This window comes from Xanthomonas codiaei (assembly GCF_002939785.1).
Classification (GTDB): Bacteria; Pseudomonadota; Gammaproteobacteria; order Xanthomonadales; family Xanthomonadaceae; genus Xanthomonas; species Xanthomonas codiaei.
Genome location: NZ_MDEC01000029.1, coordinates 50,000 through 60,912 on the forward strand (window position 1 = coordinate 50,000; position 10,913 = coordinate 60,912).

Genomic DNA, 10,913 nt, shown 5'->3' on the forward strand with positions numbered 1-10,913 from the left:
CCCACGCGCGGGAGAAGGGAGCACAACTCAGGCGGCGCGGCGCAGCGACTCCGTCAGCGACTCGATGCTGGCGGCCTTGGGTTTGACCAGCCAGAACTTGCCGATGTAGTCGCGGAATTCGTCCAGGATCTGCTGTGCCCAGATGCTGCCTGTCAGTTCGCGGTGGCGGCTGATCAGGGTGTGCAGATGCTGGCGATGGTTCTCGAAGCCTTCGGCCGAGACGCGGTGGATGTCGATCAGCTCGTGGTTGTAGCGGTCCACGAAGTCGCGCTCGATATCCAGCACGTAGGCCAGCCCGCCGGTGAAGCCGGCGCCGAAGTTCAGGCCCACCTTGCCCAGCACCAGCACCACGCCGTCGGTCATGTACTCGCAGCAGTGATCGCCGGCGCCTTCCACCACCGCCAGTGCGCCGGAGTTGCGCACCGCAAAGCGCTCGCCCGCGCGGCCGGCCGCGAACAGCTCGCCGCCGGTGGCGCCGTACAGGCAGGTGTTGCCCACGATCGGCGTGTTGCGCGCCTCGAAGCGCGCTCCGCGCGGCGGGCGCACCACCAGCCGGCCGCCGGCCATGCCCTTGCCGACGTAGTCGTTGGCTTCGCCTTCCAGCTCCAGCTGCAGGCCACCGGCGTTGAACGCGCCGAAGCTCTGCCCGGCCGTGCCGCGGAAGCGCAGGTTCAACGGCGCATCGCTCATGCCGTGGTTGCCGTGCGCGCGCGCGATGGCACCGGACAGGCGCGCACCGATCGAGCGGTCGGTGTTGTGGATCAGGAAACGATGGTCGCCGCCGCTCTTGCGGGCGATGGCGTCGGCCAGCAGGCCGTCCATCTGGGTAGCGAGGCTGTCCGGCGATTCGTACAGGCGCTGGGCGGCGCAATGGCTGCCGTCGTACTGCGCATGGGTGAGCAGGCGCGAGAGGTCGACCTTGACGCCCGGGCGCGGCGAGACTTCCAGCTGCTCCAGCAGGTCGGTGCGGCCGACGATCTCGTCCAGCGAACGCACGCCCAGGTACGACAACCACTGCCGCACTTCCTCGGCCAGCAGGCGGAAGAAGTGCTCCACGCGCTCGGGCAGGCCGGTGAAGTAGCCGGCGCGCAGGCGCTCGTCCTGGGTGGCCACGCCGGTGGCGCAGTTGTTGAGGTGGCAGATGCGCAGGTACTTGCAGCCCAGCACGATCATCGGCGCGGTGCCGAAGCCGAAGCTGTCGGCGCCCAGCAGCGCGGCCTTGACCACGTCCAGGCCGGTCTTCAGGCCGCCGTCGGTCTGCAGGATGGTGCGTTCGCGCAGGTCGTTGGCCACCAGCGCCTGGTGCGATTCGGCCACGCCCAGTTCCCACGGCACGCCGGCGTAACGGATCGAGCTGACCGGGCTGGCACCGGTGCCGCCGTCATGGCCGGACACGGTGATCAGGTCGGCGCCGGCCTTGACCACGCCAGCAGCGATCGTGCCGACGCCGGCATGCGCTACCAGCTTCACCGACACCAGCGCAGTGGGATTGACCTGCTTGAGGTCGTAGATCAGCTGTGCCAGGTCTTCGATCGAATAGATGTCGTGATGCGGCGGCGGCGAAATCAGGCCGATGCCGGGCTTGGCGTAGCGCAGCCGTGCGATCAGCTCGTTGACCTTGTGGCCGGGCAGCTGGCCGCCTTCGCCGGGCTTGGCGCCCTGGGCGACCTTGATCTGCAACACCTCGGCGTTGACCAGATATTCCGGGGTCACGCCGAAGCGGCCGGAGGCCACCTGCTTGATCTTGGAGCGCTTCTCGGTGCCGTAGCGGGCCGGGTCTTCGCCGCCTTCGCCGGAGTTGCTGCGCCCGCCCAGGCGGTTCATTGCGATGGCCAGCGCTTCGTGCGCCTCGGGCGACAACGCGCCCAGGCTGATCGCGGCGCTGTCGAAGCGGCGCAGCACATCCGATGCCGGCGCCACCTCGTCCAGCGGGGTCGGGGTGGCGGCACGCTTGAGCTGTACCAGATCGCGCAGCGTGGAGGCCGGGCGCGCATGCACCGCATCGACGTACTTCTGCCAGTCGCCGGCATCGCCGGTGCGGGTGGCGCGCTGCAGCGTCATGACCACGTCCGGGTTGTACATGTGGTACTCGCCGCCGTGCACGTACTTGAGCAGGCCACCCACTTCCGGCTTGAGCTGGTCGTTCCAGGCGCGCGCCGTCAATTCGCGCGCTTCGGTATCCAGCCGCGACAGGCCCACCCCGCCGATGCGCGCGGGCGTGTCGGCAAAGCACAGGTCCACCACATCCGGGTCCAGCCCGACGATCTCGAACAACTGCGCGCCGCGATAGCTGGCGATGGTGCAGATGCCCATCTTGGAGATGATCTTGGACAGGCCCTTGTAGATGCCCTTGCGGTAGCGGCGGCCGATCTGCGACTGCTCGCCGCCCTTGCTCAGCTGCAGGATGCCGCGCCGGCCCAGGTCGAACAGGGTCTGGTAGGCCAGGTACGGATACACCGCGGTGGCGCCGAAGCCGAGCAGGCAGGCCATGTGGTGCGCATCGCGCGCAGTGCCGGTTTCGATGATCAGGTTGACGTCGCAGCGCAGGCCCACCTTGCACAGATGGTGGTGCACCGCGCCGGTGGCCAGCAGCGCGTGCGCCATCGGCCGGTCCGGCACCGGGTAGCGGTCGGACAGCAGCAGCATCACCGCACCGTCGCGCGCGGCCGCTTCCACTTCCTGGCAGATGCGCTCCAGGCCGGCCTTCAGGCCTTCCTCCAGGCTGTAGGACAGGTCGATCAGGCGGTTGCGCTCGACGTACTGCTCCATCTTGAGCAGCTGGCGCAGCTTGCGCTGGCTGAGCACCGGCGAGTTGAGGATGACGTGGTTCACCGTCTCCGCACCGGCGTGGAAGATGTTGGTCTCCTTGCCGAGCTGGGTGGTGAGCGACATCGCGATGCCTTCGCGCAGCGGGTCGATCGGCGGGTTGGTGACCTGCGCGAAGGCTTGGCGGAAGTAGTCGTACAGCGGCCGAGTCTGGCGGCTGAGCACCGCCATCGGGGTGTCGTCGCCCATCGAGCCGGTGGCTTCCTGCTCGGTCTCGGCCAGCGGGCGTAGGATCTGCTCCACTTCCTCGGTGCTGAGCTGGAACAGCTTGTGGTAGCTGCGCAGGGTCTGCTCGCTGAAGGGTTCTTCCACCAGCGAGGGGTCGATCAGCTCGGTCTGCAGATAGGTCACGCCCTGCTGCAGCCATTGCTTGTATGGGGCACGCGCACGGTTGATGCGGTCGATGGCATCCGAATCGAGCAGGTCGCCGCGCTTGAGATCGATGGCCATCATCTCGCCCGGGCCCAGCTTGCCCTTGCGGGTGATGCGCTCGGCCGGCAGTTCCCACACGCCGGCTTCGGAGGCCACCAGGAAATGGCGGTCGGAGGTCAGCATCCAGCGCGCCGGGCGCAGGCCATTGCGGTCGAGCATGCAGGCCGCATAGCGGCTGTCGCAGGCCACGATGCCGGCCGGGCCGTCCCACGGCTCGGTGTTCAGGCCGTAGAACTCGTAGAACGCGGCCAGGTCGGCGTCCTTGAACTCCAGCGACTGGGTGGCCGGCGGCACCAGGATGCGCAACGCCTGCAGCAGGTCCATGCCACCGGCGATCAGCAGCTCCAGCATGTTGTCCAGGCTCTGCGAGTCCGAGCCGTGCATGGAGATCACCGGATCGAACTGCGCGATATCGAAGCGCGGGGTCTGCCAGACCTTGCTGCGCGCCTGCGCCCAGCGGCGGTTGCCTTCGATGGTGTTGATCTCGCCGTTATGGGCGAGCAGGCGGAACGGGTGCGCCAGCGGCCAGCGCGGCAGCGTATTGGTGGAAAAGCGCTGGTGAAACACGATCGCGCTGGAGGACAGGTCGCTGCGCTGCAGGTCCGGGTAGAACGTGCTCAGCTTGTCCGGCAGCACCATGCCCTTGTAGCTGATGCCGTTGGGCGAGAGCGTGGTGACATAGAAGTCCTGCACGCCCTGCAGCTGCTGCTCGGCGCGGCGGCGCGCCAGGAACAGCGCCAGGGTGAAGGCGTCTTCGCTCTGCTCGGCACCGGCATCGACGAATACCTGCTCGATGCGCGGCAACGTATCGCGCGCCAGCTGGCCGCACACGCTGTCGTCGGTGGGCACCACGCGCCAGCCACGCAGCTGCACGCCGGCGCCGAGCAACTGGCGCTCCAGTTCCGCGCGGCACCGCGCCGCATCGTTCTCGTCCAGCGGCAGGAACACCACACCGGCCGCATAGCGCGTGCCCAGGGCAATGCCGGCATCGCGCGCCAGCCCGCGCAGGAACGCGTCGGGTTTGCGGATCAGCAGGCCGCAGCCATCGCCGGTGAGCCCGTCGGCAGCCACGCCGCCACGGTGAGTCATGCGCGATAGCGCCGCAATCGCGGTATCCACCAGCGAACGGGAAGGCTGGTCGTCCAACTGGGCGACCATGCCGAACCCACAGGCGTCGCGTTCGTCGCGCACGCCGTTGTAGAGACCGTGGTCGTTAAGCCCTTGGCGAGTGCGGGGGGCCATGTCTGCCTCTTTGCGATCTTGGGAGAGCGGCGACGACGTTGCACCGCTCGATCCGTGGAGCGTTCGAAGAGGTCACCGGATGATCGACTAGACCACAGTTGATGCGGTGCCGCAATACACCGTTACAGCTGCAACGAGAACCGTGCAAATCCCTTGCGGCAGCTGGCCTGGCGCCGCTCCGGCGAGCAGCGCCACACGCCGCTCAGCCGCAGCGCACCGAGGTGACGACGTTCTTGGCATCCACTTCCAGATTCAGCCGCTCGCCATTGAATTCCATGGTCACCATCTGGCCGGGTTTCAGGACGCGCACCGACTTGGCGCCGGCATCGCTGCGCGCCTGCTCGCTCGCCGCATCGGTCACCGGCTGGCCCACCAGCGACTGCACCTGGGTGGCATCGCAGCTGCCGATCGGCGGCGCTTCGGGGGCCGCGTCGGGGGCAGGCGCCGAGGCCTGTTCGGCCGCGTGCTGGGCCTTGGCGGCGACGGCTTCCTGCTCGTCGGGTTGCGGCTTGTTGCAGGCGCTCAATGCAGCCAGCACGACCAGGGTGCAAGTCAGGCGGGCAATAGGCAGGACAGCGCGCATCGATGACTCCAGCAAAGGGGGATGCCCAAGCATAAGCACAATTTGCAGAACCGGCATGGCTTGCGCACACGCCGTTGTCATTGCGTTGACGTGGCCTAGTCCGGCGCGCCCCAACAATCGGCCGACCACCTTCGATGTGCATGCAATGAAAGCCAAACGCGTCCTTCGCAATGCCGCCGTCGCGGCCACTACCGCCGGCAAGCTCGCCACCGTCGCTACCGGTGCGGCCGTAGCCACGGCGGCGGCTGCCACCGCTGCCGCCGTCGCACAGGCCAAGGCCACCGCGCGCGCGGCCGGGCTGACCTATGTCAACGACCAGCAACCCGGCATCAGCCGGCGCAGGGCCGGCAAGAGCTTCAGCTACCGCAGTGCGGACGGGCAGCGCATTGCCGATGCCGATACCTTGCAGCGCATCCGCGCGCTGGCCATTCCACCGGCCTACACCGAAGTGTGGATCTGCGCCAAGCCCAATGGCCACCTGCAGGCCACCGGGCGCGATGCCCGGCGGCGTAAGCAATACCGCTATCACGCCGACTGGGCGCAGGTGCGCGGCGAAGGTAAGTTCGAGCGCGTGATCGCCTTCGGCACCGCATTGCCGAAACTGCGCCGCCGGCTGCGTCGCGATCTCGGTCTGCCGGGCTTCCCGCGCGAAAAGGTGCTGGCCATCGTGGTGGCACTGCTGGCCGATACGCTGGTGCGCGTGGGCAACGCCGAATATGCGCGCAGCAATCGCTCGTATGGGCTTACTACGCTGCGCAACCGGCACATGGAATTTCTCAAGGGCGGGCGCGCGCGGCTCAAGTTCCGCGGCAAGAGCGGGCAGGAGCACGATATCGAGGTGGACGACAAGCAGCTGGTCAAGCTGATTCGGCAGTGCCAGCAACTGCCGGGGCAGTCGTTGTTCCAGTACCTCGACGACGATGGCCAGCTGCAGCCGGTGGATTCGGGGCAGGTCAACGACTACCTGCGCGAGGCGATGGGCGAAGACTTCACCGCCAAGGATTTCCGTACCTGGGGCGGTACGTTGGCCGCCTTGCAACGCCTGGCCCGGCTGCCATTGCCCGAGCGCAGCAGTGAACGTGCGCTCAAGCAGGTGCAGAACGATGTCATCCGCGAAGTGGCCGATGCCCTGGGCAATACGCCCTCGGTCTGCCGCAAGGCCTACATCGACCCCTGCGTGTTCGAAGGCTGGCGCGCCGGCGAGTTGCAGGCCATGGCGACCGGCGTGCGCGGCGAGCGGCAGTGGGAAGCAGCCACGCTGAAGTTCCTCACCGCCTCGCGCGCCAAGCTGAAGACACCAGCAAAGAGCACTTCGAAACGCAAATGAATGGGCTGGAGCGGGAACCGAAAAGCCGCGATGCTTTTCGAATCCCGAATCCCGAATCCCGAATCCCGAATCCCGAATCTTCAGCCGCAATAGACCGCGGTGATGTTGTTGTTCGGCCCGGTCTCGATGGTGAGGTGGTCGCCGCCGCTGGCACTGGCGCCTTGCGCCGGATCGGCCAGACCGCTGGCGGTGGTGCCGCCGGTGGCGCGCTCGCCCGAGCGCACGCTTACCTGCAGGCTGTCGCTGTCCACGCGCGCGCGCTCCACGGTCTGCCTGGCTGCAGCCAGACCCACGATGCCGCGCACGCTATCGATGTGGCATTGGCCGGAGATCACCCCATCGATCGGCTGCACCTGTGCCACCTGGTTGGAGGCGCAGGCCGAAAGCAGCAGAACGGCGGCCAGCGGGGCAAGAGCACGGATCATGGGGGCAACTCCAGGCGGGGGACGTGGATGCCAGCGTGAATGGGCCACCGTCGCGGTGACATGAAGGCGTCTTTGGCGAGGGCGGCGCAATCTGCATAAGCGGCGGGCGAACGCGCGCTGATCCTGCGCTGCAGCCGCTGTGACCGTGCGTGCCGGCACTGCGCCGTCATTGGGATGGGGCAGGCGTCGGCGTGCGGTTGCGATCGGGTAACCGTCGCTGCTGGCGCCTGTTGCGAAGCAACTGCGGCACGCGACGGCACCGCTACGCATTCGCAGGGGCAAGTTCGTTCCGGGCCGTTTGCAGAGTCTGGCCGCTGCGCACACTCGGTGGCCTGCCTGGAGCGATGCCAGATGACCACACCCCAGCGGCACGACAGATTCCAACGTTTACCGGCAGTGCCCGCCGAGCGGCCGATCGGAGTCAGGCGCACTGCCCACACGCGCAGCGGCGAGCCTGCGTCCGGGCCGGGGCTGATCGCCTGTCTGGCACTGGCCTTGGTGGGTTGCATGGTGCTCATGTTCGCGCCCTGGAAACAGCGCGAGATGTCGGCATTGGTCGGCTTGCATCCCCAGCCGCACGCACGCCGGTGCGATGTAGGCGCAAGCGCGGCCACCGCCACGACTGCAGCGGCCACGGCCGGGAAAAACGATGCGGCCGATGAAAGCAACCTGCCAAGCTGGCGCCAACTCATGCGCGCGCTGCAGGCGTGGCTGCACACCGACTGCCACTGATGCGATCGGCGGGCCGCGAAACACGCCGGCTGACGCATCCACCACGACGTCAGCAGACGCCCAGCCCGGGCACCTCACCGCAGTGGTGCGACGTGGGCGCGGAACACGGGGGTGTGCAGCGGCCATCTGCCATGATCGGTTTGCTTGGCCCATACCCTGTCGTGTGGTCTGCCTGGGGCATCGTCGTGGCATGTACGCCATGTACGCCATGTACGGGATGCACGCGCTCGCACCGCACCGCTGAGGCGCATGCGCGAGCATGGCGCGCCGGTGCGCATCTACGCGTATGCATGGCGAACGTGGCAGATCGTGGTGCCGAGCGTCTGCGTCGCGGTCCTTCGCAATCGTTCACCTTCCAACGCGGCAGCTGCATCCAGCGCATCGCCGCAGTCATCCACCAGGATCGTCCCGCATGTTCGCTCCTTCGTTCCGGCTAATCTGTAGTGTTCTCATCGGCTCGCTCGCGTTCGCCAGCGCCGCCGCCGAACCGCCCCGCACCACGCTGACGGTGGCGGGCCTGCAGCAACCGGCGCAGATCCGCGTGGACCGCTGGGGTGTGGCGCATATCTACGCCAGGACCGACGACGATGTCTTCTTCGTGCAGGGGTTCAACGTCGCCCGCGACCGCCTGTTCCAGCTGGACTTGCTGCGTCGCAAGGGCCTTGGTCACCTGTCCGCCGCGTTCGGCCCGGGCTATGTCGACCAGGACCGTGCATCGCGGCTGTTCCTCTACCGCGGCGACATGGCCGCCGAGTGGGCCAGCTACGGGCCGGACGCGCGCCGCGATGTCGGCCGCTTCGTCGCCGGTATCAACGCCTACATCGCGTGGCTGGACAGCCACCCGCGGGCGCTGCCCTACGAATTCCGCACACTCGCCTACCGCCCGGAACGCTGGGTGCCGGAAGACGTGTTGCGCATCCGCACCACGGGGCTGAGCCGCAACGTCAAGAGCGAGGTGGCGCGCGCGAAGGTGGCGTGCAAAGCGTCGTTGAAAACCGATGCGATGCGGGTGATGTTGCAGCCGGCCTGGACTCCCGCGCTTCCGAAGGGTCTGGACCCCTGCCTGCCGGAGCAGGTGTTGAAGGTCTACGAACTGGCCACCCAGCCTCCCAGGCTCACCGCCGAGACGCGGCTGGCGGCGAGCGAGCCGGCGCGTGCTGCCCTCGACGCCGAGGCCAGCGCCGAGGGCAGCAACAACTGGGTGATCGCACCGTGGAAATCGGCCACCGGCCACGCAGTGCTGGCCAACGACCCGCATCGGGCCTATACCGTGCCCAGCCTGCGCTACTTCGTGCATCTCAGCAGCCCCGGCCTGGACATCATCGGCGCCGGAGAACCCACCGCGCCGGGCATCGCGATCGGACATAACCGCACCAGCGCCTTCGGTCTGACCATCTTCAACATCGATCAGGAGGACCTGTACGTCTATCGGCTCAATCCTGACGACAATGCGGCGTATTGGTACCAGGGCAGGTGGGAGCCGCTGCGCACCGAGCGCGAACTCATCGCCGTGCGGGATGCGGCGCCGGTGGAGGCGACGCTGCAGTTCACCCGCCACGGGCCAGTGGTGTACGTCGATCGCGACAAGCATCTGGTCTATGCGATCCGCTCGGTGTGGAGCCAACCCGGCACTGCGCCGTACCTGGGTTCGCTGCGCTATCTGCGCAGCGCCTCGTTCTCGCAGTTCCGACAGGCGCTTGCGCACTGGGGCGCGCCCTCGGTCAACCAGGTGTACGCGGATGTGCACGGCACCGTCGGCTGGGCCACCGCAGGCATGGTCCCACGCCGCGACCGGGGCGATGGCCTGTTGCCGGTGCCGGGCGATGGCCGCTACGAATGGAACGGATTCTGGAATAGCGCTGCACTGCCGTGGTCGACCAACCCCGCGGCCGGCTTCATCACCACCTCCAACGAAATGAATCTACCGAAAGACTATCCCTACGCGCAGCGCAAGCTCGGCTTCGAGTGGGCCAACGGCGCGCGCCATGCGCGCATCACGCAGGTCTTGTCGCAGCTGCCCAAGGTAACGCTGGAGGATTCGGAAAGACTGCAGAACGATCAGGTCTCGCTGCCTGCGCAACGTCTGGTTGCGCTGCTGAAGCCACTGCGTTCGCAGGATCCTGAAACCAACGCCGCGCTTGCGCTGCTGCACCCCTGGAACGGCGAAGTCAGTGCCGCGTCTGCCGCTGCAGCGCTGGAAGAGGTCTGGTTCAGTCGTTATCTCGGCGAGGCATACAAAGCGCTACGATTGCGCCCGTCAGAAGCGGCCAGCTTCGGTGCGCCCGACGCCGCGGCCATGCTGGATGCGCTGGAACAACCCGGCGCCGCGTTCGGCCCCATGCCGGCCGCACGCCGCGACCAGCTGCTGCTGGAATCGCTGCGCAGCGCGTATCGGGCACTGGTCTCGCTGCAAGGACCCGACGCCACGCAATGGCAATGGGGCAAACTGCACACCAACACGATCTCGCATGCAATGAGCGCTGTGGCCGGTGGCGATCGCGCCCTGCTCGATGTCGGCCCGTTCGCCAAGGGCGGCAGCCCGTATACGCCCAATCAGTCCAGCTACGACCCCAAGGATTTCCGCCAGACCATCGGCCCCTCGGCACGGCTGATCATCGACCTGGGCAACTGGGACAATTCGCGCGCCATGAATCATCCGGGCCAGTCCGGCGACCCGGCCAGCCCGCATTACCGCGACCTGGCGCCGATGTGGCTGCAGGGTCGCTATTTCCCGCTGCTATACACGCGCGCTGCGGTCGACGCGGCTACCGAGCACACCTTCGACCTGCTGCCGGCTGCGGCGCATTAGCTGTAGCGCTGTGTGGAAGCCGGGCAAAGGTGAGTCTGCCAATGAAGGTCTGAGCCTTCGGTCACCCTGTGGGTTTGGGTAGATGACGAGAGTAACTTCTATGCCCTGACTAGCTGTGATCTCTCAGTAGGTTGTTCATCCGGGGCCGATCTGGAAGATGGGGGTTACCACACCAACCCAGCCCCCAGGAGCCCCGGATGAACCTGCATCAACATGCCCGTTTGACGCCGCGAGGTCGAGCCTTGCTCGTGCAGCGCATCCTGGAGCACGGCGTGCGCGTGCGCACTGCCTACAAGTGGCTGGCGCGCTATCGACTGCTGGGAGACGATGGCCTGCAGGACCGCTCTTGAAGCCCAGCAACTTGCGGAGGGGTCTCCTGAGACGAAAGGCCCACGTTGTTCGAGCAGCCACTTTTCGAGCTGATCGATTTGGCTGTCAGTTATATCGGTCATCTGATACGCCCAGAGTTCCGTAGACACTCAAGACCCTCGTTGCGCGTAGCGCCGTTCAAACTCTACAGGGGACAGGTCACCAGTT

Annotated in this window: 6 protein-coding genes and 1 pseudogene; 4 read left to right on the forward strand and 3 right to left on the reverse strand. The window is 67.1% G+C overall.

All coding sequences use genetic code 11. The annotated features are described in order from the left end of the window. Positions 1 to 27: 27 nt before the first annotated feature. Positions 28 to 4,500 (reverse strand): glutamate synthase large subunit, encoded by a 4,473-nt coding sequence (gltB, locus tag XcodCFBP4690_RS17845; protein WP_104543025.1) that lies wholly within the window; start codon positions 4,498 to 4,500, stop codon positions 28 to 30. 202 nt (positions 4,501 to 4,702) lie between these two features. Next, a complete protein-coding gene (locus XcodCFBP4690_RS17850) occupies positions 4,703 to 5,083 on the reverse strand; it encodes an I78 family peptidase inhibitor (RefSeq protein WP_104543027.1) in 381 nt (126 codons plus the stop codon). Positions 5,084 to 5,138: 55 nt separating this feature from the next. Here XcodCFBP4690_RS17850 and XcodCFBP4690_RS17855 point away from each other — a divergent pair, with 55 nt between their 5' ends. Continuing rightward, positions 5,139 to 6,410 carry a DNA topoisomerase IB gene (locus XcodCFBP4690_RS17855; protein ID WP_208622764.1) on the forward strand — a complete coding sequence of 424 codons (1,272 nt, stop codon included), beginning with the start codon at positions 5,139 to 5,141 and terminating at the stop codon, positions 6,408 to 6,410. A gap of 80 nt (positions 6,411 to 6,490) precedes the next feature. Here the strand turns inward: XcodCFBP4690_RS17855 and XcodCFBP4690_RS17860 are convergent, their stop codons facing one another. Then, positions 6,491 to 6,835, reverse strand: a complete 345-nt coding sequence (locus XcodCFBP4690_RS17860; RefSeq protein WP_104543031.1) for a hypothetical protein — start codon at positions 6,833 to 6,835, stop codon at positions 6,491 to 6,493. A gap of 396 nt (positions 6,836 to 7,231) precedes the next feature. On the opposite strand from XcodCFBP4690_RS17860, the gene XcodCFBP4690_RS22805 reads away from it, so the two are divergent. The 3 genes and pseudogenes from XcodCFBP4690_RS22805 to XcodCFBP4690_RS17875 form a co-directional block, all read left to right on the forward strand. Beyond that, a complete protein-coding gene (locus XcodCFBP4690_RS22805) occupies positions 7,232 to 7,567 on the forward strand; it encodes a hypothetical protein (RefSeq protein WP_104543033.1) in 336 nt (111 codons plus the stop codon). A 412-nt stretch (positions 7,568 to 7,979) separates the two neighbouring features. Next, a complete protein-coding gene (locus XcodCFBP4690_RS17870; protein ID WP_104543035.1) occupies positions 7,980 to 10,376 on the forward strand; it encodes a penicillin acylase family protein in 2,397 nt (798 codons plus the stop codon). Positions 10,377 to 10,573: 197 nt separating this feature from the next. Further along, positions 10,574 to 10,723: pseudogene (locus XcodCFBP4690_RS17875) on the forward strand (leucine zipper domain-containing protein); the annotation flags it as partial. Positions 10,724 to 10,913: the final 190 nt, after the last annotated feature.

What these genes read in the sequence shown, in the direction of transcription:
- gltB (WP_104543025.1), bottom strand. Translation starts at nt 4,500, where the DNA reads ATGGCCCCCCGCACTCGCCAAGGGCTTAACGACCACGGTCTCTACAAC.
- XcodCFBP4690_RS17850 (WP_104543027.1), bottom strand. Translation starts at nt 5,083, where the DNA reads ATGCGCGCTGTCCTGCCTATTGCCCGCCTGACTTGCACCCTGGTCGTG.
- XcodCFBP4690_RS17855 (WP_208622764.1), top strand. Translation starts at nt 5,139, where the DNA reads ATGGCTTGCGCACACGCCGTTGTCATTGCGTTGACGTGGCCTAGTCCG.
- XcodCFBP4690_RS17860 (WP_104543031.1), bottom strand. Translation starts at nt 6,835, where the DNA reads ATGATCCGTGCTCTTGCCCCGCTGGCCGCCGTTCTGCTGCTTTCGGCC.
- XcodCFBP4690_RS17870 (WP_104543035.1), top strand. Translation starts at nt 7,980, where the DNA reads ATGTTCGCTCCTTCGTTCCGGCTAATCTGTAGTGTTCTCATCGGCTCG.